Here is a 24,499-nt window from a genome sequence, read left to right as displayed (position 1 = left end):
ACAAGGTTACTGAACCTTCGCGAGCTCGTCGTTCATTGCGGCCACTGCAGCGGCGGCATCGATTTCATCGTCGATATATTGGCGCACGACCCGGTTAATTGCCTGGCTGTTGATCATTTTGGACGCCAAAGCCAGCTGGCCTTCAGCAACGCCCCAGCGCTGCGCCACGTCCAGACCGCCGACGATCTCATCGATCATCGCCTGATCATACAGCTCGCCCAACGGGGCTTTGCGGTCCACGCCTACAGGCAGCTCTGCCCATGCTTCCGAGAACGCGGTCGGGTTGTCAGCATTACCGCGACGGACCGGGAACTTGCCCTCGGGTGCGATGGCCAGTGTTTGAGTATAGCCGTCGTCCATGGCGAATTTCACGAACTCCATCGCCGCGTCGGTGTCGGCGTCGTTGGTGATGCCAAAGTAACGAACGTCACCCCAAGCCGCGCCATCCGGGTTCGATGGGCCCGAGAAGTTAGTGACGATACCGGTCTTCGAGGCCAGATCGCGCGAGGTCGGATCATCGTTGATCGTCGGCGGGGCGCTGTCGCGCAGACCGGCCAGTTCGTCAAGGATGAAGGGCGACCAGATGATCATCGCTGCTTTGCCATCAAAATACAGCTCGCGCGATTGTTTCCAGAATAGCTCACCCGGGGGCGAGGCTTTCGAGATCGCCTTGTAGAAATCCAATACCTCTATGGTCTTGGCTTCATCCAGCGGTTGGAAGCCGTCCGCGCCAACAGGGGTCACGCCATTGGCGAGGAACACATGCTCCAAAACCTGACTCATGAAGTTTTCATCAACTTTGGTTGCAGCAACGAAACCGTACATCTCGGGCGGGTTGTGCAACTGCTCCAGCGCAGCGACGACGTTGGCGAATGAGTTCGGGGCCTCAAGGCCAGCTTCATCAAACAGGTCTTTGCGGTAGACAACCATTTGAGTCCATCCATCGACCGGTACCGACGCGGTTTCGTCGTTGAACGCCGCCATACCAAGCGCGCCGGGGGCGAAGGTGTCGGCGCCCAGTTCTTCGATCACTTCGGTGGCGGCTTCGGTGTCCAAAATGCCCGCTTCAGCCCATGGCAGGGCATATTGCAGCGGATGATAGACCACATCTGGCAGGTCTCCGGCGGCAAATGCTGCTGTGGCGCGTGTACCCAGATCACTTTCGGTGACCGGGATAACCTCGACCGTGGTGCCGGTTTCAGCCTTGAACTGGTCAGCCATTTCCTGTTGCTTGGCCAGCCGCTCGGGCTGTTCTTCGGTGGTCCAGAAGCGGATCGTATCCGCCTGAGCGGACATCGCCGCCAATACTAGCGCAAGCGATGTTCCAAGCATCATTCGCGATGCTAAAGGTGCAAGTTTCATAGTCGGTTTCCTCCCCGGTTATGATCTTTTGAAAGTTGAATTTTTCGGGCCAGTTCCTCGGCTGTAACGCTTGGTGGCCCGTCGGAATTGCGTTCGATCAGAACGGCCTCACTAATCTCACGCAGATCTGTCGGTGCTTCACCGCGAGTCTGACTGATCAGCATCGTCGCAAGGCGTTCTCCGGCCCGCTTAGAATCGACGCTGAACGTGGTTAGACCAGGGCTGACATATTGGCATTCAGGGATGCCGTCATATCCCAAAATTGATACATCTTGCCCGACCTCGAGGCCCAGTTCTGCACAGACCGAGTAACACCCCAACGCAGCAAGATCTGTTGCAAACACTATTGCAGTAGGTGGGTGATTCAGCGTCAAAAGCGCGCGTGCCTCAACCGCACCCTCCTCGCGCGTACGAGCACCTTCCCGGAACAACTCGGGATCGGCAGGCAAGCTCGCGATCTTGAGACCTTCGAGATAACCGTCACGGCGCAGATGGCTGTAGTTGAATTTCGGATCGCTACCGACATAGCCGATACGCGTATGGCCAAAATCGACGAGTCGACCGACCGCATCACGGGTTGCAGATTCACCCGAAATGTCGAACCAGGATGTCTCATCCTGCCAGTCCGCCTGCCCATACCCCGTGCGGCCATACATGATGAAGGGAACCTTCAACTCTTGCAGGTATTTCACCCTCGCATCGTCGACCTCGGTCCGGGGCAGAATGAATCCATCGGCTTTGCGCTCTTCGACAAGCCGCCCCAATACATCAAGCATATCTTTTTCGGACTTCGCCGTAGAAATCGTCATCGTCCAGTCGGATGCGCTCGCCGCTTCGCATGCTCCGGCCAGAAAGTCCTGAAGAAATGGATTATGCCGGTCTGGTTCTTCGCTGTTGATGACCATGGCGATGGCGCGCACCCGCCCGGTTCGTATCGCCTGCGCATGGCTGAGTGGGCGATAGCCCATCTTTCGCGCCGTGGTTTCAACGCGCTTTCTCGTGGATTCCGAGATGTCGGTATATCCATTCAGGGCGCGGGACACCGTGCTCTTAGAAAGCCCAAGATGATCGGCCAATTGATCCAGTTTTACCCTGCCGGGGCCAGAATGACTCCGGGGGCGAGACTGCGGTTGCTGGAGACTTGGATTCGTCATCATTCTTCTATTTGTTTTCTCCGAAACCGGTTTCGGCAATCAAAATTATGAAATTCTTTGATTGGATCGACCAAGTACACGAACGTTCCAATGGCGAAAGGCGCTGATGAACGCATATGCAAACTTGCAAACGCGGCTTTCAGAGTGGTGCAAAATTAGGGTTGCGCCAACATGGTTGACTGCCGACTGCTACAGTAACTGCAGGCTGATCATTGTTCGCGGAGCTTTGATGGGAATCGGTGAATTGAGCATGAGGACTATGCGTAAATACGGGCGACTATCCGGCTATGAGGGCGTGTAAAATTTGTGGAGGCAAAATAAACTAGTCAGAACATCATGCGAATTCACCAAGGCTTGGTATGGGCTTTTGAAGAGCAACATAAAAAAAGCCCCGCTTAGCGGAGTGCTAAGCGGGGCTTTCTGTATTCTGTTGGAAGCAGTTTTATTCTCTGTTGCCCAGTAGTTGCAGCAGGAACATGAACATGTTGATGAAGTCCAGATACAGGTTCAATGCACCCATGATTGCCGCTTTGCCAAGCCATTCCTGATCGCCAGCATGAGCCATCTGCAGATAGGTGGTTTTGATCTTCTGCGTGTCATAGGCGGTCAGGCCGGCAAAGATCAGCACACCCAGGATCGACACTGCGAACATGATCGCAGGCGACTGCAGGAAGATGTTGATAACCATCGCGACGATCAGGCCGATAACGCCCATCATCAGGAAAGTACCCATGCCGGACAGGTCTTTCTTGGTCACATAACCGTACAGCGAAAGACCTGCAAACGCGATCGAAGTCACCAGGAATACCTGCGCGATCGAGATGCCGGTGAATGCTACGAAAATCCAGCTCAGCGACAGGCCCATCACGGCTGCAAATGCATAAAAGAACAGCTGTGCGCCGGACGCCGAGAGGCGGTTGATGGCGGCGCCAAAGCCAAACACCATCGCCAAAGGTGCAAACATCACGATCCAGCCCAGGATATTGGGGCTCAGCGTGACCGGATCACGGAAGATCGACAGCAGTTGCGGGCTCGAGCCCACGGCCCATGCCACGGCAAATGTGATCAGCATGCCTACGGACATCGTGCCGTAGACTTTGTTCATATGGGCGCGCAGGCCCTCGTCTATCTCGGCAGCGCGCGCGCCGGACGCCGTCCGGATCGTGTCGAATTGTGCCATATAGGGGTCTCCCTTCAATATTCTGTTCGCAGCCCACGGATGCGAGCCGGTTTCCCGGTAAATATCGGAGAGTGTGGCCCTCGTTTCAAGGGTTTTAAGCCTGAAACTCAGCAAAACTGTCGGCAATTTTTGCAACTGTCGCCAAAAAACCGGCGGCTTGGTCGCCAAATCCCTCAAGCCGCCGGTATTTTCGAATTAATACAGATGTTTGTGCCAGCAGTCGGGCGCGTCCCAGAACGGGCGCTCTGCTTCGTTACGCGCGTCTTTGCGTGAAACGCCGATGTCATTCAGTGCATCATCATCAAGCTGGGCGAGTTCGCGACGCTGACGAGCGAGGTTAAACAGGTCAAGTATCCGAGCACCAATCGCCTTACGCTTGATGCGACGAGGGGTTGAGATGGCTATATGGGTCATGATCATTGCCCTTTCCTGATTGTTTGATGAAACTTAGCGATTCAATCAATTTCCTTGATCTATATGGAGCAGTCTGACATATTTTGGAAATGAATGTTTATGACGAGTCTCATAAGGAATCTTGAACATGCGAAATTTGGACATCACTACATTGCGGTCTTTCGTAGCTGTTGCTGATCATGGTGGCGTGACGCGTGCCGCTGGATTTCTTCACCTCACGCAATCTGCGGTCTCTATGCAGCTCAAGCGGCTGGAAGAGCTTTTGGGCCTGGAATTACTGGATCGATCCGGCCGAACCATCGCGCTAACGGCGTCCGGAGAGCAGTTGCTGGCTTATGCGCGGCGGATGATTGCGTTGAATGATGAGGTAATCGGGCGGCTGACGGATCAGGCGTTTGAGGGCGAGGTCGTGCTAGGCGTACCGCATGACGTCGTTCATCCGTTCATCCCGCGGGTGTTGAAGCGTTTCAATGCCAGCTTTCCCCGGGTCAGCGTGAACTTGGTAACGTCCAACACGCGGCACTTGAAAGAAGAGTTCGCACGCGGAAGCTTCGATCTGATTGTGACTACGGAATCGGGTGCGGGCGAAGGTGCCGAAACCCTGCACCATATGCCTTTGCGTTGGGTTGGCGCGTTGAACGGATCTGCCTGGCGCCAAAAGCCTTTGCGGCTGGGGTTTTGCCGGAATTGCATTTTTCGCCCAGTCGCGACAGCGGCGCTGGATGATGCGGGAATCGAATGGGATATGAGCATCGACAGCGATTCCGACCGCACCGTTGAAGCCACCGTCAGCGCTGATCTGGCTGTGGGAGTTTTGCTGGAAGGCACCCAGCCCAGCCATCAGGAACTGATTGACCATGCCGGGGTTCTGCCGGATTTGCCTGTGCAGTTCATCAACCTCTATGGTGCCGAGCGGGTACGTGAGGAATACGTATCAGAGCTTGCGAACCTACTGCGCCAAAATTTCAATCATCCAACGGCGCAGCCGCTTAAAGTGGCGAGTTGATGCGGATCACCACCTTGCCAGTGGATTTGCGATCGCGCAGCAGTTCCAAACCTTTTGCTGCATCCTGCAAGGGCAGGACGTGGCTGATATGAGGCTTTATCCGGCCCTCAGAATGCCAGCGGAACAAGGTGCTGAAGCTGTCGCGCACGATCTCGGGTCTGAAATTCAGATAGCCGCCGATATATACGCCGATCACGGTCAGGTTCTTGACCAATAGATGGTTGGCCGGGATCTGGGGCACCTCACCTCCCGCAAATCCGATCGGTAACAAGCGGCCTTCCGGGTTGGTCGCGCGGAAGGCGGCCTTGAAGACATCTCCACCAATCGCATCGTAGACCACGTCAGCACCACCCAGAGCGAGAACGCGGTCGCGCAGGTCTTCGCTTGCGTCAAGCAAATGGTCTGCACCAGCTTTTTGTGCCACGGCCAATTTGTCATGCCCGCGGGCTTGGGCGATGACTGTCGCCCCCATCAGTTTTCCGATTTCAACTGCGGTCAATCCCACGCCACCGGCAGCACCGGTGACCAGTAGGGTCTCGCCCGATTGCAGTCGCGCCCGGTGCGCAAGAGCAATATGGCTGGTGCCATAGGCAATTTGGATCGCGGCCGCGTCTTCGAAACTCATGGAATCTGGAAGGGGAATTGCCCGGTCCGCATCAAAAACGCCTGATTCGGCCAGGCCGCCTTGACCTGAATAGACTGCAACACGATCGCCCAACTTCAAATGCGTAGCATTGTTTCCAATTTCGGTGACAATCCCTGCAATCTCCATGCCCAGCGTAAACGGTGCTTCGGGGGTGTCTTGATACGTTCCTTTCTGCATCAGAAGGTCTGCAAAGTTCAGGCCGCAGGCGCGGATTGCGATACGAACTTGGTTCTCTTGCAGCGGTGCTTCGCGTGTTTCGCATAGCTGAGCGGGTGCCCCTTTGGTCTCGATACGAAATGCCTGCATCATTGGTCTCCGCTCTTTTGTCGCCATAGGCCGTTTGGCTTGACCGTTTGTCAATTCCATTCGCAATCTTCACAGCGTTAAACTGAATAGGGTGGATCAACTGTTTCCCATTTAGAAACTATCAATCTCTATGTTGGCCGTACAACCACAAACCACTGTTCGAATTCTCTGATTCAACCAGCTTGAAAAAATAACGGATTGCGGCAATATTGAACTATGGTGCTGTTCGGGGGGCACGATCCGAATTAGGGAGTTCTTAAGCAGCGACCCGCTAACTAAGCGGCGATGGCTGCTGTCGCGGTTTCCCGGACAGGTGTTTGTGTAAAGGAGACTACCAATGACCCATCACGTCGATGTCCATGTGGGCAAACGCGTCCGGCATCGCCGCTGGCTGATTGGCATGACTCAGCAGCAGTTGGCGCAGCAAGTTGGTATCAAGTTTCAACAAATCCAAAAATACGAAACAGGGGCCAACCGGATAAGCGCATCGCGTTTGTGGGACATTGCCGAAGCGTTGGATGTTCCCGTCAGCTTTTTCTTCGAGGGTCTTGAAGAGGCTCAGAAGTCGGATGCAGACAAGAAATCGGTTCCTGCGGATTTGATGGGTGACAAAGAAGCGCTTGATCTTGTTCGCTCGTATTATGCGATCCCGGAAAACCAGCGTCGCCGCCTGTTTGAACTGGCACGCGTGCTGAGCGACGTCGCCTGATACAAGCGCTTGACTTCGCGGGGTGTGGGGCGCACGGGTAAGCAATGCAAAACACCCTACGAAGCGATCTAGAGATTGCCGAAGAAATGGCCGACGCTGCGCGGGCGGCCATTCTTCCGTTTTTCCGCCAATCTAACCTGAAGACAGACAACAAACTCGATGCCGGTTTTGATCCGGTGACAGCCGCTGATCGCGAAGCAGAAAAAGCAATGCGTAGGGTGCTGGCTGATCACCGGCCTGAGGACGGTATCCTGGGGGAAGAGTTCGGTCATTCCGAGGGAACAAGCGGACGAGTTTGGGTGCTGGACCCAATTGATGGCACGCGCGGTTTCATAAGTGGTACGCCCACATGGGGTGTTCTGATCGCCCTAAGCGATGAGACTGGACCGAAGCTTGGTGTGATCGATCAGCCCTATATCGGCGAACGTTTTATCGGAGATAAAGAGCACGCCTTTGTCAAAGGCCCTTTGGGACGCACCGAACTTGGGACGCGTGACACTCGATCTCTGGACCAGGCGATCATCTTCACCACCTTCCCGGAGGTTGGCAGCGCGGTCGAGGCCGCCGCCTTCAAGGCGGTTTCTCAGAAAACGAAGCTGACACGCTATGGGATGGATTGTTATGCCTACGCGTTGCTCGCTGCAGGTCAAACCGATCTAGTGGTCGAGGCTGGATTGAATTCCTACGATATCCAGGCACCAATCGCGGTGATCGAGGCCGCGGGTGGAATTGTGACGGATTGGCAGGGCAATCCCGCTCATAATGGTGGGCGTGCGCTCGCTGCAGCCAATACTGAGATTCATGCGGCAGCGCTAGAAATTCTGAAGCAATACTAAACGGGTTGCCGACCCTTCTTTGCGACTTTAAACTGATCACGGCTGGTTCTTACGCCCGTTTTCCACCAGCCCATCACTCCATGCATGAGACGGGCAGTATGCGGGAGTGCGAAAATGACAGAATTTCTGATCCGAAACGCCGATATGATCCTGACTATGGATGATGATCGGCAAGAGCTTGCAGGCGCTGATCTGCTGGTTCGGGATGGTAAGATTGCCCAGATTGGCCAGCGCCTTGCGAGCGATGGCGAAATACATGATGCCACTGGGTGTGTTGTGACCCCCGGTCTGGTGAACACCCATCACCATCTCTACCAAACGCTCACCCGCGCGGTTCCCGGCGGGCAGGACGCTTTGCTGTTTGGTTGGTTGCGAACGCTCTATCCCATCTGGTCCCGCTTTGGTCCTGACGAGATGTTTACATCTGCCCAGATCGGATTGGCCGAGATGGCACTGTCCGGCTGCTCGCTTAGCTCTGACCACCTTTACCTATATCCCAATGGCGCGCGGCTTGAACACACGATCCATGCAGCGTCAGAGCTGGGGCTGCGTTTTCATCCCACGCGTGGGGCTATGAGCATTGGCGAAAGTGATGGTGGACTGCCTCCTGATGCTTTGGTCGAATCCGAGCAGGCTATTCTGGAGGATATGATCCGTGTCGTAGACGCCTATCACGACCCATCTGAGGGTTCGATGTGTCGCGTTGGTTTGGCGCCATGTTCGCCGTTCTCGGTTAGCCGAGACTTGATGCGTGATGCCGCGCTGTTGGCGCGCGACAAAGGTGTGATGCTGCACACCCATCTGGCGGAGAACGATGAGGATATTGCCTATTCTCAAGATCAGTTCGGATGTAGACCCGGCCAATACGCCGAAGAATTAGGCTGGACCGGTTCGGATGTCTGGCACGCTCATTGTGTCAAGCTGGATGGCGCCGAGATTGACCTGTTTGCACGTAGCCGAACCGGCGTTGCGCACTGTCCATGTTCCAATTGTCGTCTTGGTTCAGGTATCGCGCCAGTCCGAAAAATGCGTGATCAAGGCGTGCCAGTCGGGTTGGGCGTGGATGGATCAGCCAGCAACGACAGCGGCAATCTGATGGCCGAGGCGCGCCAGTCCATGCTGCTGCAACGAGTCGCAAACGGCGCTGACGCCATGTCGGCCCGTGAGGCGCTTGAGATCGCCACCCGAGGCGGGGCGGATGTGTTGAATCGGCCCGATTGCGGCCGGCTTATGCCCGGTAAACGAGCTGATATTGCCATTTGGGACGTGCAAGGAATTGAAAGTGCAGGCAGTTGGGACCCCGCTGCGCTCCTTCTGGCCGGACCAACGCGTGTCAAACACCTCTTTGTCGAGGGACGCCAGATTGTTCGTAACAGTCAGATCGCCACGATCGACCTGCCAAGGGTCATAGAAACCCAGAATCGTCTGGCACGCGCGCTGGCAGAATAGCGGATCCGCTCTTCATCTGGCTAAAAATACCTCCGCCGGAGGCATGGGCCGTAGGCCCATTCCTATCAACCAGAAACGGCTCGTCCGGCGATCCAGGTATCGGTTACGGCACGGTCATCACCCATCATGATGGTCGGGAACACCGCTTCCCAAAGATCATCAGCATGAGCTTCGCGCTGGGCGATAGCGGGCGTCGATGCGAGGTTCAGCACCGCCAGATCGGCCTCCATGCCCACGGCGATGTTTCCAATACGGTCATCCATCCGCAGGGTACGAGCCGATCCCACCGTTCCAAGCCAAAGCAATTGCGACGGGTGCAAGGGATGGCCCCGCAATTGACCAATCTCATAGGCCGCAGCCATTGTGCGCAGCATTGAAAAACTTGAGCCGCCTCCGGTGTCGGTGGCCAAGCCCACGCGGTGCCCTGAGTGGATCAGACCATTCATGTCAAACAGGCCAGAGCCGATAAACGTGTTTGATGTGGGGCAGTGGATCAGAGCTGCATCTACCTCGCGCAGACGATCCCGCTCTCGGTTTTCCAGATGGATCGCGTGCCCATAAAGGCCATTTCCGCTCAGCAAACCAAACTGCTCGTACGTATCCAGATAGTCGCGCGTGTCGGGGAACAGGGATCCGACCCATTCGATCTCATCGGTCTGTTCGCTCAGATGGGTTTGCATCAGGCAGTCGGGATGCTCGGCCCAAAGCGCGCCCATCGCCTCCAGCTGTTCTGGCGTCGATGTCGGCGAAAATCGTGGAGTGATGGCGTAAGATATGCGATCAACCCCATGCCACTTTTCAAGCAGAGCTTTGGACTGGTCGTACCCGGTTTGTGCAGTATCTCGCAGCCCCTCAGGCGCATTGCGATCCATGCAGGTTTTACCCGCGACAACCCGCTGCCCACGCGCCTGCGCGGCGGTAAAGAAGGCATCAACACTCTCTGGATGAATGGTGCAAAAGCTGCACATGGTTGTGGTGCCATGGGCTGCGGTTAGGTCTAGATATCTGTTTGCAATTTCAGCGGCATAGGCGGGGTCGTCAAACTTCATCTCTTCAGGGAACGTGTAGCTGTTCAGCCAATCGATCAGCCGCTTTCCCCAACTCGCGATCATTGCCGTCTGCGGATAGTGGACATGAGAATCCACAAATCCCGCCATGATCAGCTGATCGCCATAATCCTTAATGTTGGCTTCGGGATGCGCGTCAGACAGGTCGGACGCCTGGCCCAGTGCCGCGATGCGGCCATCTTCGATCAGGACGGCTTGGTGAATTTTGGTCGCATCGGTGGGCTCACCTTCGAACGGTGATCCGTTGAAGCTAAGCACACGTCCCTTCAGAAGCGTCTTTTGCGCCATTTGTTCTGTTCTCCGCCTGTTTTGGACCGCCAACCAGCATAGGGGCGCGAAAGATGCGGGTAAATTGGACCATTGTCATTGTTTTCCGGTAGCTGCTTCTTCTATCTAGGGGCAATCGACAAGAAAGAGGGGCAGCGCATGACGACAGGCAACGACGAAGCCAGACCCGATCAGCCCCGTGACGAAGACGCCTATGCGCTGGACCCGCGAACCGTTGCGGCCATCCTTTATGCGGTTGATGTCGAAGATCGTGCCAAGCTGGTTGAGCTGATGGAGCCGCTACACGCGGCCGATATCGCTGACCTTCTGGAACAGATCAATCCTTACGACCGTGCGCGCCTGATCCGGCTGTATGACAAAGAGTTCGACGGCGATATCCTGTCGGAGCTCGACGAGTCAGTTCGGGAAGAAGTAATCAATGTCCTGAAACCGGACGTTCTGGCCGAAGCCGTTCGGGATATGGAAAGTGATGACGTTGTTGACCTTCTGGAAGACCTTGAAGAGCCGCAGCAAGAAACCATCCTGGGCGCGCTTGAAGACTCCGAACGCGTCGCGGCAGAGCAAGCCCTATCTTATCCAGAAAACTCTGCTGGCCGCCTTATGCAGCGCGAGGTGGTCATGGCGCCCGATCACTGGACCGTGGGGCAGGCCATCGATTTCATGCGTGCCAACGACGATTTGCCGGAACAGTTCTATCACGTCATACTTGTTGACCCGCGATTGAAACCGGTTGCTCAGGTCACGCTGGGCAAGTTGATGGCAACCCGGCGCGAGGTGCCGCTGCAGGACATTGCCGAAGATGAATTCCACACCATCCCCGTCGAACAGGATGAAGAGGACGTGGCCTATGCGTTCAATCAGTATCACCTGATTTCGGCTCCCGTCGTGGATGGCGACGGTCGTTTGGTCGGTGTCATCACCATCGACGATGCGATGGTGGTCCTGGACGAAGAATACGAAGAGGATATGCTGCGTCTTGCGGGCGTCTCGGACGAAAGCTCTCTGTCCGATAGTGTAGCGGCAACCAGTAGGCGCCGCTTGCCTTGGCTTGGTGTCAATCTGGTTACGGCGATTTGCGGATCGCTGGTGATTTCTCAGTTTGAGGCCGCGATTGATCAACTGGTGGCGCTCGCGATCCTGATGCCGATCGTCGCCTCGATGGGGGGCAATGCCGGGACCCAATCACTTACCGTTGCAGTGCGGGCGTTGGCAACACGCGACTTGACCGGCTCGAACGTAGGGCGCGTGATCCGGCGAGAACTGCTGGTGGGAATGCTCAACGGGCTGTGTTTCGCTATCGTGTTGGGAACCGTCGGGATGATGTGGTTCGACTCCCCGCTGCTGGGTGTCGTGATCGGATCTGCGCTGGTCGTGAACATGATCATCGCGGGCTTTGCTGGTACGGTAGTACCGGTCGTGCTGGACCGTCTGGGTGTTGACCCGGCGCTGGCGTCAGGAACCTTTGTGACCACGACAACGGATGTCATGGGGTTCTTCATCTTTCTGGGGCTTGCCAGCGTGGTGCTACTTTGACCGAGACAACCGATCTGACCGAAATCAAGGCCGCAGCGCGCAAGGCGGCATTCGCGCGACGCAAGGTAGCGTTTGATATGCGCATCCCGGGCGCGGCCGGGCGCTTGTCCGAGGTTTTGGCGGGTCATCGCGGTGTTCCCATGTCCGGCTACATGCCGATCCGCACCGAAATCGACCCGCTGCCTGCAATGGCCGAGGCTTCTGCATATGGCCCAGTGGGCGTGCCTGTCATTCAGGCCGCAGGGCAGGCCTTGCGCTTCTCTCGATGGACGCCTGAGGGCATGCTGAAAGATGGACCCTTCGGCGCGAAAGTGCCCGAGATCGATGACTATTTCGACCCGGAGATCCTGATCGTGCCACTGGTTGCGTTTGATGCGAAGGGTGGCCGCTTGGGGTATGGCGGCGGCTTCTATGATCGCACGCTTGAAGGGTTGCGCGCCAAGCGCCCGACGCTGGCCATAGGATTTGCCTTTGATGCGCAGGAAGCCGAACATCTGCCGCTGGAGCCGACTGATCAACCACTCGATATGGTGATTACTGAAAGCCGGGTGCTAACTTTCTGAGTTATCCCTCGCTATGCGCGATCGTGATTTCCTTTACAATGGCAGGCTTCAGGCTGAGTGATTGTTTGCTTCTGCCTTGTTATTGCCACTTCCAGCCCCTAGGACCGCAATCATGAGGATTTTGTTTCTTGGTGACGTCATGGGGCGCTCGGGTCGCGCCGCCATCCAGCAGCATCTGCCACGCCTGCGTGACGAATGGCGGCTGGATTTTGTCGTTGTCAACGGCGAGAACTCCTCGAACGGAATGGGGCTGAGCGGGGACCACGCCAAGCTGCTTTTGGACGCGGGGGCCGATTGTATCACCTTGGGCGATCATGCTTTCGACCAGAAAGACATGCTGCAGTTTATTGAGAAAGAACCTCGCATCGTGCGTCCGTTGAATTATGCCAAAGGGGCACCGGGGCGGGGGCATCGACTGTTCACCGCGCCGGGCGGTCGCAAGGTTCTGGTGGTGCAGGTGTTAGGGCAGGTCTTCATGAAACGCCCCTTTGACGATCCCTTTTCGGCCATTGAACCGATCCTGAAATCGCACCCACGCGGCGGCCAGGCGCAGGCGATCATCGTCGACATGCATTGCGAGGCAACGTCCGAGAAAATGGCGATGGGCCATTATTGCGACAAACGCGCAAGCCTTGTGGTTGGGACGCATACGCATGTGCCTACCGCGGATGCGCAGGTATTGCCAGGCGGTACAGGATACCTGACCGATGCCGGGATGTGCGGCGACTATGACTCGGTCATCGGAATGGACAAGCAGGAACCGATGCGCCGGTTCATAACCGGGATGCCCAAGGCGCGGTTTACGCCTGCGACCGGTGAGGCGACCTTGAGCGGAGTTTTTGTCGAAACCGATGACCGCGATGGAAGCGCAAAATCCGTGCAGATGATTCGTGTTGGCGGGCGGTTGCAGCAGTCTACACCCTGAAAAGCACGTCAGACTTGCCCCGCCGCACGCAATACGTGAAACTACCTATTAGGCGCGTATGCCAGATCAGGGTTCGGACAGAATACCAAGAATGCAATTCCTTCAACTGACAGAGATGGGCAGCGCAATTCTGGCGCTGATGATCGTAGCGGGCATGTTCATCATGTTTCTGCGCGAGGTCTATCCGACCGAAGTTGTCGCCATCGGCGGGGCGGCCCTGATGCTGGCAACCGGTATCCTGCCCTATCAAAGTGCGCTTGCAGTCCTTTCGAATCCCGCGCCGTGGACCATCGGCGCGATGTTCATCATCATGGGTGCCTTGGTGCGCACCGGAGCGCTTGATGCCTTCACCTCGCTCGCGCAGAAGCAGGCGCAGGTGAACCCTCGGTTTGCCATCGGGTTATTGATGGCGTTTGTCGTCGTCGCTTCGGCGGTGGTGTCGAACACACCGGTTGTCGTTGTAATGATCCCGGTCTTTATCCAGATCGCCCGCACGCTGAACGTTTCGGCGTCCAAATTGTTGATCCCGCTCAGCTATGCGGCGATCCTTGGGGGTACGCTGACGCTGATTGGCACCTCGACTAACCTGTTGGTCGATGGTGTGGCCCGCGCACAGGGTATGACGGCGTTTTCAATCTTCGAGGTTACCCCGCTGGGCATAGCGCTGGTGATCTACGGTATGGTGTACCTGCGCTTCATTGCGCCACGACTGCTACCCGAGCGTGACAGCATGGCCGAGATGCTCAGCGACCGCTCCAAGATGAAGTTTTTTACCGAGGCGGTCATTCCACCCGACAGCAATCTGATCGACCGCGAAGTGACCGGCGTTCAGCTGTTCAAGCGCCCCGGAGTGCGTTTGATCGACGTGATCCGGGGGGATGACTCGCTGCGGCGGAACCTCAAGGGGGTGACGCTTAAAGTGGGCGACAGGGTAGTTTTGCGCACCGAGATGACCGAATTGCTGAGTCTTCAAAGCAACAAGGAACTCAAGCGCGTTGATCAGGTCTCAGCTGTTGAGACCAAGACGGTTGAGGTTCTGATCACGCCGGGCTGCCGCATGGTCGGTCGAACGCTTGGTGCGATGCGGTTACGTCGCCGATATGGTGTCTACGTCCTGGCGGTTCATCGCAGGAACCAAAATATCGGGCGTCAGTTGGATGCTTTGACCGTGCGTGTCGGGGATACACTGCTGTTAGAGGGCTCGCCTGCGGATATCCAGAAGCTGGCCGCCGATATGGATATGGTCGATGTTACGCAACCTTCGGCACGAGCGTTTCGCCGCAGCCATGCGCCCATAGCCATCGGTGCGCTGGTCGGGATCGTCGCCCTGGCGGGGTTGGGCGTGGCACCGATTTTGCTGTTGTCGATCATCGCCGTTGCTGTGGTTTTGCTGACCCGATGTATCGACGCGGATGAGGCGTTCTCATTTGTCGAAGGCCGATTGCTGGCCCTAATCTTCTCCATGCTCGCAATTGGGGCTGCGCTCGATAAATCGGGCGCGGTTACACTGATTGTCGAAGCGGTCGCACCGGCGCTTGGCATGTTGCCACCTTTCTTGATCATATGGGCCGTATATCTGTTGACCTCGGTGCTAACCGAATTGGTTTCGAACAACGCCGTGGCGGTGGTGGTCACTCCGATCGCGATCTCTCTGGCTCAGGCTGTAGGAATTGATCCGCGCCCGCTGGTGGTCGCGGTGATGGTGGCGGCATCGGCATCCTTTGCGACGCCGATTGGCTATCAGACCAACATGATGGTGTATGGCCCGGGTGGGTACAGATTCACCGATTTTCTGAAAGTTGGTGTGCCGCTGAACCTGACTGTGGGTCTGCTGGCGTCACTTCTTATTCCGTTCATCTGGCCGCTCTGACACTGGCACGGATTCGCCGACCTGGTGTTTCGGGCCTTGTAAATGTCGATATCGTCACAATCTTTTTTGCCTAAGATGAATGTGAAAGGATGGGATCATGCCTTTTCCAAAACTCGGGCAGGCCATTGTGGCCGGAGCAATCGTATTGGCCTTGCTGGGCAGCCAAAGCTCGGCAGGAACAGTCACTGGCACGGCAACCTACCGTGAACGGATCGCCCTGCCACCGGATGCGACGCTATTTGTCGAACTGCAGGATATCTCTCGGGCCGATGCGGTAGCGGTCACGCTGGCGGCGCAACGCTATGCGTTGAACGGAGTGCCCTCGGAATTTGAACTGACTTTTGATGACGCGTTGATCCGCGAGGGGATGACCTATGCCGTACGCGGGTCGATCTATCGCGGGGGTGAGCTGTTGTTTACGACGGATACGGTCCATCCCGTGCTGACCAACGGCGAAGGCAATTCGGCAGATCTTGTGCTGGTGCAGACCGGTGCTCAGAGTCCCGCGACCCTGGAAGGGACCGAGTGGACAGCCATCGGTATCGGTGGAACCGTGCTAGATACAAAACGGCCGCCCCAGCTTTCCTTCGCCCAAGGTGGTGCGTTCGGTGGCACGGGCGGTTGCAACCGGTTTTCCGGGCAAGCCGAGATCACCGGCAACAGCCTTGAGTTTCCAGACAATATGGCCGCGACTTTAATGGCGTGCCCGCCAGAACTGGACGAGGTCGAGGATCAGTTCTTTGCTGCCCTGCAAAACGTGACGAACTATGCCGTTGCCGGCGACAGCATGGTTTTGCTCGATGCTGCAGGTGAGCCGATACTGAAATTCGTGCGCACCCAGTAATCAGGCCACTGCGCGGGACCTTCCTGCGTTGCGACCCGAGAAGATGCAACCGCCCAGAAACGTGCCCTCTAGCGCGTTGTACCCGTGATAGCCGCCGCCGCCAAAGCCCGCGACCTCTCCGGCTGCAAACAAGCCGGGGACGATTTGTCCATTGGCGCCAATCATCTGACTGTCCAGATTGGTCTGCAGCCCGCCCAGTGTCTTGCGGGTCAGTACGTGCAGCTTGACCGCGATTAGCGGGCCGTTTGATGGATCGAGGAACTTGTGCGGTTTGGCCGTCCGGATCAGCTTGTCGCCCCGATAATTGCGTGCCGCAAGGATGGCCATCATCTGGGCGTCTTTGGAAAACGGATTGTCGACCTGAGAATCCCGTGCCTCGATCTGGGTGCGCAGATGCGTCTCGTCTATCAGACCCCCGCCTAATTGGTTCATGCCGCTGACCAATTCAGTCAGCGTGTTGGCGACGACGAAATCCTCGCCCTTTTCCTTGAACGCCTCGACCGGCCCAGTCGCCTTGGTGCCAGACAGGATGCGCTGACGGATCACCTCTTTCCAGCGGCCCGAAGTGAAATCCGGGTTCTGCTCGGACCCCGAAAGTGCAAATTCCTTTTTGATGATCTTCTGGGTCAGAACGAACCAGCTGTATTCATATCCGGTTTTCAGGATCTCTTTCAGCGTTCCCAGCGTATCGAACCCCGGCAGGCAAGGGGGTTGCAGGCGATTGCCGCGCGCATCGAACCACATCGAACTTGGGCCGGGTAGAATACGTATACCGTGCGCGGGCCAGATCGGATCCCAATTGCGCACACCTTCAGTGTAATGCCACATTCTGTCGCCGTTGATGACATGTCCGCCAGCTTTCTCGCTGATCGGGATCATGCGGCCATCGACATGAAACGGAACGCCAGCCACCATATCTTTGGGCGGTTCACCCAGCCGGTCGCGGGGCCAGTTCTGTCTCACCATCTCGAAATTCCCACCGATCCCACCAGAGGTGACAATAACCGAAGGGGCATAGACTTCGAATTCGCCTACTTCGTCCCGGTTGGTCTTGCCACCTCTTTGAATGCCGTCATCGGCCAGGACTTCCCCTGACACGCCTTTGGCAGAACCATTTTGCATAATGATGTGGCTGACTTGGTGACGGAACTTCAGTTGGATCAAGCCGGCGTCGACATGCGCGCGGACGCGGCGGATAAAATGCTCAAGTACACCTGGGCCGGTTCCCCAAGTGATGTGAAAGCGCGGGACCGAGTTGCCATGTCCGTCCGCATAAGAACCGCCGCGTTCGGCCCAGCCCACGACGGGAAACCAGCGCAGCCCCATTTCATGCAGCCACGGACGCATTTCACCTGCGGCGAACTCGACATAGGCTTCAGCCCATTTGCGGGGCCAGTTGTCTTCATCGCGGTCAAACTGCGCGCTGCCCATCCAGTCGCGCAGGGCCAGATCGTGGCTGTCGCGGATGCCCATGCGGCGCTGCTCGGGGGTGTCGATCATGAACAGGCCGCCGAGGCTCCAAAACGCCTGTCCACCCAGAAAATGCTCGGGCTCCTGATCCAGCACGATCACCCGCTTGCCCCGGTCGCCCAATTCGGCCGCCGCCGAGAGGCCCGCAAGGCCGCCTCCGATCACGATCGCGTCTGCGGTGTTATTGGTCATCGGATGTCCTTTCAGCGGCTGCGGAACCAAAGGATGAAGGGGGTTACGACCACATACATCGTGATACCATAAACGGCGGCGGGAACGGCAAGTGGGCTGAAGCCGGTCGTGGTGCCGGTGATCAAAGCTGCCAGCGTAATTCCCATCGCCGAATTCTGAATGCCAGTCTCGACCGAGATCGTTTTCGCCTCACTCCATGTCAGATTGGCGATGCGCGCCAGCCCCAGACCGATCAGCAACAGCGCAACGTTCAACGCGATCAGAGCTGCCCCAATCGAGCTGAGGTTTTGGATGAAGAACTGCCAGTTTCCGGCCAGTGCCGCCGCGACGATCAGCACGAACAGTATCGATGCGAGCGTCGAAAGTGGGCCGTCGACCCGAATGGCGAACCCCCTTGCAAAGTGACGTATGGCGACACCAATGGCGACTGGTAGGGTCGTGATCAGGAACAGCGCGGTGGCTAATGCGCTGATCGAAACCTTGGGTGCGGCCTCGCCCATGAAATGATCTATGGACCATGCGGCCAGAATGGGGACGGTCACGATGGACAGCAGGCTGATCACCGCTGTCAGGCTGACCGACAGGGCCACATCACCTTTGGCAAATTTTGCGAGGATGTTGCTGGTGACCCCACCGGGGCAAAAGCTTAAAAGCATGACACCCACGGCGATTTCAGCGGGCAGTCCGAACAGAGTGACCGTCGCGAAGGCAGCCAATGGTATCAGCACAACTTGACTGATGGCGCCAATGGCGAAGGGGTACCCCCGCGCCAAAACCCGGCGGAAATCGGCGGCTTCTAGCCCGATCCCCAGTGACAACATGATAATGGCCAGCGAAATGGGCAGGCCAACGTTGATAAGCAGGTCCAAGAACAACTCCTCCCAAAGTCATTCGGGCCAGCCTATGCGAGGGGTCGTAGATCAGGCAACAACGCCGTTGGGTCACCCGTAGCGTTGAGCAAACCGGCGCAGGATTTCACCCGGCTCCGTAACGTCTGCGGCATGGCACATATCGATCAAGCTTTGCGCATCCTCTGGCGGAAAATAGCCGTGGTCCTTGTAGATGTTGATCCGCTGCTCAAAATCTTTGGCGTCCGCTTCGGGGTGGAATTGGGTGGCATAGACATTCTGCCCCCAGCGGATCATCTGAAACGGGCAGGGGTCAGACGCTACCAGATGAACGCAGCCATCCGGCAGTAACTGTACGGCTTCCTTATGTCCCACAAACGCTTCGAATTTCGGCTTTAGGCCTGCGGTCAAGGGGTCTTGAGCGCCATCTTCTGTCAGACGGCAGTCGGACGGTCCGACCGGTTCGCCAAATTGCCGTTTGCTGACATCTCCGCCCAAATGTACGGCGAGAATACCCAAGCCATAGCAGCAGCCCATGAACGGGTGATCTTTCGCAGTGATCTGGGGCATCAGTCTCATGATCGCGCCTTCGATCTTTGCATCCAGCGCGGATTTGGTGGTCGGATCGTCACTGACGCAGCCGGGACCCCCACCCACGATGACACCAGCGTAATCGACGACATCCAGCCCTTCGGGCAGGTCTTCGCAATCCAGCCGGATGCGATGAGTTTGCGCAGGGCTCAGCCCGGTTTTGTCCAGTATCGAGGCATATTCGGCATCCGATGCATCGGTTTCCGGGCGCAGTTGCAGGATCAGAAAGCGTTTCATAGGCAGCCTTTAGCCATCAAAGCGGCCAGAACACAAGGATCGCGGGGATCGAGACCGCGATGATCAGGATTTCCAGCGGCAGTCCCATGCGCCAGTAATCACCAAAACGGTATCCTCCGGGACCAAGCACCAGCGTATTGTTCTTGTGCCCAATGGGCGTCAGAAACGCGGCAGACGCCGCAACGGCCACCGTCATCAGAAACGGATCGGGCGACACCTCAAGCGTGCGCGCCATCTGAATGCCAACCGGGGCGGCGACAATGGCGGTGGCTGTGTTGTTCAACACATCGGACAGGGTCATCGTCACGACCATCAGTACGGTCAGGATTGCCCAGGCGGGCAGGCCGTTGGTCAGCTGAATCAAGGCGTTGGCGATCAACTCGGTTCCGCCCGAGGTTTCAAGCGCGCTGCCCAATGGAATCATTGACCCCAGCAATACAACCACCGGCCATTCGATGTGGTTGTAGATATCCGCAATCGGCATGATCTTAGTCAGCACATAGGCTACGACCACGAACCCCAGTGCGATCGGCAGATAGATCAGCCCGATACTGGCCGCCAACACTGCAGCCGCAAACAGGCCGATGGCAAGCCAGGCTTTCTCATTCGCGGTTACATTCAAGCCGCGCTCGGCCAAGGGCAGGCAGCCGAGCCACTCGGTGACATCGGGTGCTCGGTCGCGCGGGCACAGCAGCAATAAGATGTCGCCGGGCTCGACCTCGGTTTTGCGAACCTGACTGGTGATCCGGCGCCCTTGGCGTGAAATGCCCATCAGGACTGTACTCTGTCGCCAGGCCAGTCCTAACGCCTGCGCAGTTCGCCCCGTGATGCGCGCGCTTTCGGGGACAACGACTTCAACCACTTCCAGCCCTTCGCCTTCGGCAGTCAAAACCTCCTGCCGACGGGCGTCCGAGAAATCCAGATTGAGCGCGGCGCGGAACTCATCCAGCGCTTCGGGGCGTGCTTCCAGAACAAGCGCATCGCCTTCATGCAGGGTTGCGTGGGTTGATCGACCATAGCGTCGCTTTCCGTTCCGGATCAGGCCGATGATAGCGACGTCAGATTTCTCGGCAGCCTCGTAGAGCTCACTGACCCGTTTCCCGATATGGGGCGATTCAGGCGGGATCGTCAGTTCGGCGATGTATTCGGCCAAAACTTCCGAGGTTTCCACCTGCGCGCCGCGATTGGGGATGAGGCGCCAGCCGATCAGCGCGACGAACGCCAGCCCCGCAATTGCAGCCAACCCGCCCACTGGTGCGAAATCGAACATATGAAACGGTTCGCCCAGCGTTTCAGCCCTGATCGAGGCGATGATGATATTTGGCGGCGTACCGATCAGCGTGGCCATCCCTCCCAGGATCGTCGCAAAGCTGAGCGGCATCAGGCTAAGGCCGACCGGGCGCCCCGCTTTGCGCGCGGTCTGGATATCGACCGGCATCAGCAGCGCCAGCGCCGCGACGTTGTTCATGAAGGCTGACAGGATCGCCCCGATGCCGCCCATTAGCGCGATATGCGCGCCCAATCCGCGCGATGCATCGACCAGCGTGCGCGTGATCATGAACACTGCACCCGAGCGCACCAGACCGGCAGAAACCACCAGCACCAACGCCACGATGATCGTGGCCGGGTGCCCGAACCCGGCAAAGGCATTGTCAACGGGCACCACACCCAGCGTGACCGCGATCATCAAGGCGGTGAATGCTACAAGGTCATAGCGGAACCGCCCCCAGAGCAGCATTCCGAAAACGGCGATGAAAAGGGAAAAAAGAATGATCTGATCTGTCGTCATAACGCCACCATAGTCACGGGCGAAGACAGGGCAAGCCGCTCTCTTGATCCTTTGCCCCGCAAACGTCTATATGAGCGCCAAACACGCAATCACGATGACGAGGACGCACCATGGCAGGCCACTCCAAATGGGCCAATATCCAACACCGCAAGGGACGTCAGGACGCCGCGCGGTCCAAACTGTTTTCCAAGCTGTCGAAAGAGATCACGGTCGCCGCCAAGATGGGCGACCCCGATCCCGACAAGAACCCGCGCCTGCGTCTGGCGGTGAAAGAGGCCAAGTCGAATTCGGTGCCCAAGGACGTGATCGACCGTGCGATCAAGAAGTCCGTAGCAGGCGAGGGCGATGAATACGAAGAAATCCGGTATGAGGGCTATGGTCCCAACGGTGTGGCCGTGATTGTTGAAACGATGACCGATAATCGGAACCGTACCGCCTCGACTGTTCGTTCGACCTTTTCGAAGAATGGTGGAAACTTGGGTGAAACCGGCTCGGTCGGGTTCATGTTCGACCGCAAGGGCGAAGTTGTGTATCAGGCAGACGCAGGCGATGCGGATACGATTTTCGAAGCCGCGATCGAGGCCGGGGCAGAGGATGTCGAAAGCTCGGATGACGGTCACATCATCTGGTGTGCAGATACGGACCTGAACGATGTGTCGAACGCGCTAGAAGAGGCGCTGGGCGAATCCGAATCCACCAAGCTGGTCTGGAAGCCGACAACGACGACCGAGTTGGGTCTGGAAGACATGCAAAAGCTGATGAAGTTGGTGGATGCATTGGAAGACGACGACGACGTTCAGCGCGTGACCACTAACTTCGAAGCGACCGACGAGGTTATGGCGCAGCTCTGATGTACCGGACAAACGCCAGATGAAACAAACCCGGCCCAGCGGCCGGGTTTTTCTGTTGCAGTTGCGCGTCTTACACAAGCCTTGGTCCTGAAGCCTCTTGCGATTAAACTCAGATCATTGAGGCTGAAGGACCTGAAAGGCAACCGTAGGCACATCATGCAGAGCATCGCAAATGGCGAGTAAATCGACTGATCCGGCCCGACGAAATGTCCCGGTTCTGGCTAGCCAAAGTATCCTTTCCCAGGTGGCGTGGACTTTGGGCAGCCCGTCTATCGTATTGCCATTCCTTGCGGTCTCGCTGGAGTTACCGATGTTCCTTGCCGGTGCATTGGTGTCGATCCGCATGGTTGGCAGCATGATCTCGGACGTGTTTTTCGCCCGCTCCATTGCTGCGCAGGCGCGGAAGAAACGCGGGATTGCCCTGACCGAGATCGGAATTGGCGGTTGCCTTCTGATGGCCCTTTTGATCGCGGCTACCGGCAGTGTCTCATTGACGGCCATTGCCTTTGTGATCGCCTTTTTCATGATTGGGCTTATTGAAGAAAGCCAATCCCTGATGCTGTCTGACCTGTTGGGCGATCATCTGAAATCGAAATCCCGGATGGTTATCCGTTATCTCCAATTGGGCGCGGGAGGTCTTTGTGCCATCGGCTTGGTGTTGCTGATACACGAGATCACGAAAGAGTACCCGCCATTCTCGCGGCATTCCGCGGTGATTGCGGCCTCGGTCGTGTTTTTCTTGTTTTCAGCATTATGCATTCTCGGCATGGCCGAGATCGCCCCCGATGAATCCGGTAATGGAAAACCTAAAGGTGCAGGACGTCAATCGCTGCAGAACATCATCTCCGGAATCGTAAGTATGTTCGAACAGCCATGGTTCCGGCGCTATATGGCTCTGCGGCTTCCTTTGGTTGTCGTATCGCTGTCGGTTCCGTTTTTTGCGCTCATCGCTGCCGAGGCACATCACAACTCGGCCAAGGGTTTGACGGCCATGATCATCTCATCCGCGTCCGGCTATCTGGTCTCGGCGCCCTTGTGGCAACTGGTGAACATGAAATCACACCGTACCGTGATGGTCGCGGGCAACTTGTTGGTCGCAGTGACAGGGATCGTTTTGTTGGCGTTCCACTATGCCGGTATCGATCACGAAGTTCACTTGCACGCGATTGCCCTGTTTGTCGTCTCGGTGGCGACAACTGGAATTTCCAGTGCGCGCCAGCTGTATTTTTTAGATGTTGCGCCCAAGGAACAACGTATTCAGGGCGCAGCAGCCATCAAATCCATCTGCAGACTCGCTGCCGTTGCACTGTCTGCAATTTTGGCTGCGGTTGCACATATGCACGAGGTTGCCGCTGCCATCGTGTTTATCGTGCTGGCCAGCATCTGGGCGGCATTTAGCTGTTACCGCATCGCGAAACCGCAAAAGGCTTCAGAGTCGCAGGCCTAATGTGCCGCCGGTGCGATCAGTTGCTGCGTTGCCGCGCGGCGTACCGCTTGGGTCAAGGGTGCAAGGGCGGGGGCAAGGACGCGCCCGATCTGCCAGGTCAGTTCGATATCGAGCGGCGCATCGGGGATTACTTCGCAGATCTGCCCATTTGCGATCGCTCTTCTTACAAGGCTTTCGGGGTTCATACCCCATCCTAATCCGGCGATTGCCGCGTCAACAAAGGCATTTGTGGACGGCAGAAAGTGAGACGGTGGCGAAAGACGGCTGCCTGTCTGGGCATATATCCAGGATTTCTGCAGATTATCCTTGCGGTTAAAGGTCAAGCAGGGGGCCTGTGCCAGGGATTTGGCGGAAACCCCATCAGAAAACCACCGTTGCATGAAGCCAGGGCTCGCGGTCGGCAAATAGCGCAAAGTGCCCAACGCAATGGCATCGCATCCGGTAATGTTCTGACCACCCACCGTTATCGCCGCACTTACGTCGCCACGCCGCAGCCAGTCAGCCGAATGGTCCTGATCGTCAATTACAAGGTCGAACAGTATGTCTTCGGCGCGCGCCATCGCGTCGATAAACCATGTGGCCAGACTGTCAGCCGGTAGCGCGACGCGAACCCGTACCGGACCTTCACGCTGATCCAAAGTCAGCTCTCGCGCCAGCTTTGCCTCCAACAGACCGATATCTTCGGCATGACGGGCGATCCGCAGACCCGCCGGAGTGCCGATGCATGGGGTGCCGCGATGAATAAGGGCCGCACCAACACGATCCTCCAACGCCTTGATCCTCTGCGAAATAGCCGACGGGGTGACGGATAGCTCTGCGGCTGCGGCCTCAAAGCTGCCGTGTCGCAAGATCGCCGCCAATGCTGAGAGCTGATGAGGGTCGAGGAGCATTAGAGTTACTTAATCTGGGTAATCATCATTAA

22 protein-coding genes are annotated in these 24,499 nt (G+C 57.1%); 11 read left to right on the top strand and 11 right to left on the bottom strand.

The annotated features are described in order from the left end of the window. Positions 1–6: 6 nt before the first annotated feature. From ACR0EN_RS11040 to ACR0EN_RS11025, 4 genes are all read right to left on the bottom strand, one after another. On the bottom strand, positions 7–1,362 hold the full coding sequence (locus ACR0EN_RS11040; protein WP_170420724.1) for an extracellular solute-binding protein: 1,356 nt from the start codon (positions 1,360–1,362) through the stop codon (positions 7–9). Continuing rightward, positions 1,359–2,516, bottom strand: coding sequence for a LacI family DNA-binding transcriptional regulator (locus ACR0EN_RS11035; protein ID WP_480586740.1), 1,158 nt, complete (start codon positions 2,514–2,516; stop codon positions 1,359–1,361). Before ACR0EN_RS11035 ends, ACR0EN_RS11040 begins: the two co-directional genes overlap by 4 nt. Positions 2,517–2,958: 442 nt before the next feature. Further along, positions 2,959–3,696 (bottom strand): Bax inhibitor-1/YccA family protein, encoded by a 738-nt coding sequence (locus ACR0EN_RS11030; protein ID WP_010441904.1) that lies wholly within the window; start codon positions 3,694–3,696, stop codon positions 2,959–2,961. A 195-nt stretch (positions 3,697–3,891) separates the two neighbouring features. Further along, positions 3,892–4,110 (bottom strand): DUF1127 domain-containing protein, encoded by a 219-nt coding sequence (locus ACR0EN_RS11025; RefSeq protein WP_480586737.1) that lies wholly within the window; start codon positions 4,108–4,110, stop codon positions 3,892–3,894. A 127-nt stretch (positions 4,111–4,237) separates the two neighbouring features. Between ACR0EN_RS11025 and ACR0EN_RS11020 the strand changes: the two genes are divergently transcribed. Then, the gene (locus ACR0EN_RS11020) at positions 4,238–5,116 is read left to right on the top strand and encodes a LysR family transcriptional regulator (RefSeq protein ID WP_170392200.1); all 879 of its coding nucleotides are present in this window, start codon (positions 4,238–4,240) and stop codon (positions 5,114–5,116) included. Here the strand turns inward: ACR0EN_RS11020 and ACR0EN_RS11015 are convergent. Next, positions 5,100–6,068 carry an NADPH:quinone oxidoreductase family protein gene (locus tag ACR0EN_RS11015; protein WP_480586734.1) on the bottom strand — a complete coding sequence of 323 codons (969 nt, stop codon included), beginning with the start codon at positions 6,066–6,068 and terminating at the stop codon, positions 5,100–5,102. The two genes, ACR0EN_RS11020 and ACR0EN_RS11015, sit on opposite strands and share 17 nt — an antisense overlap. 337 nt (positions 6,069–6,405) lie before the next feature. On the opposite strand from ACR0EN_RS11015, the gene ACR0EN_RS11010 reads away from it, so the two are divergent. The 3 genes from ACR0EN_RS11010 to ACR0EN_RS11000 all read left to right on the top strand — a co-directional run bounded on the left by ACR0EN_RS11010 (position 6,406) and on the right by ACR0EN_RS11000 (position 9,062). After that, a complete protein-coding gene (locus tag ACR0EN_RS11010; protein WP_170343628.1) occupies positions 6,406–6,777 on the top strand; it encodes a helix-turn-helix domain-containing protein in 372 nt (123 codons plus the stop codon). 44 nt (positions 6,778–6,821) lie between these two features. Then, positions 6,822–7,613 (top strand): histidinol-phosphatase, encoded by a 792-nt coding sequence (gene hisN / locus ACR0EN_RS11005; protein WP_170401576.1) that lies wholly within the window; start codon positions 6,822–6,824, stop codon positions 7,611–7,613. Between the two features lie 114 nt (positions 7,614–7,727). After that, on the top strand, positions 7,728–9,062 hold the full coding sequence (locus tag ACR0EN_RS11000; RefSeq protein ID WP_480586731.1) for an 8-oxoguanine deaminase: 1,335 nt from the start codon (positions 7,728–7,730) through the stop codon (positions 9,060–9,062). 65 nt (positions 9,063–9,127) lie between these two features. On the opposite strand, the gene guaD is transcribed toward ACR0EN_RS11000, so the two are convergent. Continuing rightward, positions 9,128–10,417 (bottom strand): guanine deaminase, encoded by a 1,290-nt coding sequence (gene guaD / locus ACR0EN_RS10995; RefSeq protein WP_480586728.1) that lies wholly within the window; start codon positions 10,415–10,417, stop codon positions 9,128–9,130. Positions 10,418–10,555: 138 nt separating this feature from the next. On the opposite strand from guaD, the gene mgtE reads away from it, so the two are divergent. The 5 genes from mgtE to ACR0EN_RS10970 all read left to right on the top strand — a co-directional run bounded on the left by mgtE (position 10,556) and on the right by ACR0EN_RS10970 (position 16,152). Beyond that, positions 10,556–11,950 carry a magnesium transporter gene (mgtE, locus tag ACR0EN_RS10990; protein ID WP_480586725.1) on the top strand — a complete coding sequence of 465 codons (1,395 nt, stop codon included), beginning with the start codon at positions 10,556–10,558 and terminating at the stop codon, positions 11,948–11,950. After that, a complete protein-coding gene (locus tag ACR0EN_RS10985) occupies positions 11,947–12,513 on the top strand; it encodes a 5-formyltetrahydrofolate cyclo-ligase (protein ID WP_480586721.1) in 567 nt (188 codons plus the stop codon). Before mgtE ends, ACR0EN_RS10985 begins: the two co-directional genes overlap by 4 nt. 112 nt (positions 12,514–12,625) lie before the next feature. Further along, positions 12,626–13,438 (top strand): TIGR00282 family metallophosphoesterase, encoded by an 813-nt coding sequence (locus ACR0EN_RS10980; RefSeq protein WP_170512362.1) that lies wholly within the window; start codon positions 12,626–12,628, stop codon positions 13,436–13,438. A 91-nt stretch (positions 13,439–13,529) separates the two neighbouring features. After that, positions 13,530–15,308, top strand: coding sequence for an SLC13 family permease (locus ACR0EN_RS10975; protein WP_170392185.1), 1,779 nt, complete (start codon positions 13,530–13,532; stop codon positions 15,306–15,308). Positions 15,309–15,405: 97 nt separating this feature from the next. Continuing rightward, positions 15,406–16,152, top strand: a complete 747-nt coding sequence (locus ACR0EN_RS10970) for a YbaY family lipoprotein (RefSeq protein ID WP_170818782.1) — start codon at positions 15,406–15,408, stop codon at positions 16,150–16,152. Here the strand turns inward: ACR0EN_RS10970 and ACR0EN_RS10965 are convergent, their stop codons facing one another. The 4 genes from ACR0EN_RS10965 to ACR0EN_RS10950 all read right to left on the bottom strand — a co-directional run bounded on the left by ACR0EN_RS10965 (position 16,153) and on the right by ACR0EN_RS10950 (position 21,279). After that, positions 16,153–17,814, bottom strand: a complete 1,662-nt coding sequence (locus ACR0EN_RS10965) for an FAD-binding dehydrogenase (protein WP_170818781.1) — start codon at positions 17,812–17,814, stop codon at positions 16,153–16,155. 11 nt (positions 17,815–17,825) lie between these two features. Then, the gene (locus ACR0EN_RS10960; protein ID WP_170512356.1) at positions 17,826–18,683 is read right to left on the bottom strand and encodes a bile acid:sodium symporter family protein; all 858 of its coding nucleotides are present in this window, start codon (positions 18,681–18,683) and stop codon (positions 17,826–17,828) included. Between the two features lie 72 nt (positions 18,684–18,755). Beyond that, positions 18,756–19,490, bottom strand: a complete 735-nt coding sequence (locus tag ACR0EN_RS10955; protein ID WP_170594678.1) for a glutamine amidotransferase — start codon at positions 19,488–19,490, stop codon at positions 18,756–18,758. A gap of 16 nt (positions 19,491–19,506) precedes the next feature. Then, positions 19,507–21,279, bottom strand: coding sequence for an SLC13 family permease (locus ACR0EN_RS10950; RefSeq protein ID WP_480586718.1), 1,773 nt, complete (start codon positions 21,277–21,279; stop codon positions 19,507–19,509). A gap of 110 nt (positions 21,280–21,389) precedes the next feature. Here ACR0EN_RS10950 and ACR0EN_RS10945 point away from each other — a divergent pair, with 110 nt between their 5' ends. Next, positions 21,390–22,130 carry a YebC/PmpR family DNA-binding transcriptional regulator gene (locus ACR0EN_RS10945; RefSeq protein WP_170392173.1) on the top strand — a complete coding sequence of 247 codons (741 nt, stop codon included), beginning with the start codon at positions 21,390–21,392 and terminating at the stop codon, positions 22,128–22,130. A 172-nt stretch (positions 22,131–22,302) separates the two neighbouring features. After that, positions 22,303–23,577, top strand: coding sequence for an MFS transporter (locus ACR0EN_RS10940; RefSeq protein ID WP_170420736.1), 1,275 nt, complete (start codon positions 22,303–22,305; stop codon positions 23,575–23,577). Here the strand turns inward: ACR0EN_RS10940 and ACR0EN_RS10935 are convergent. Next, the gene (locus tag ACR0EN_RS10935) at positions 23,574–24,467 is read right to left on the bottom strand and encodes a LysR family transcriptional regulator ArgP (RefSeq protein ID WP_170392170.1); all 894 of its coding nucleotides are present in this window, start codon (positions 24,465–24,467) and stop codon (positions 23,574–23,576) included. The genes ACR0EN_RS10940 and ACR0EN_RS10935 overlap by 4 nt on opposite strands. Positions 24,468–24,499: the final 32 nt, after the last annotated feature.

The sequence above is a fragment of the Ruegeria sp. AB7 genome (assembly GCF_056542625.1).
Note: the sequence above shows the minus strand (reverse complement) of the source record. Positions and strands in the feature narration are given on the sequence as shown.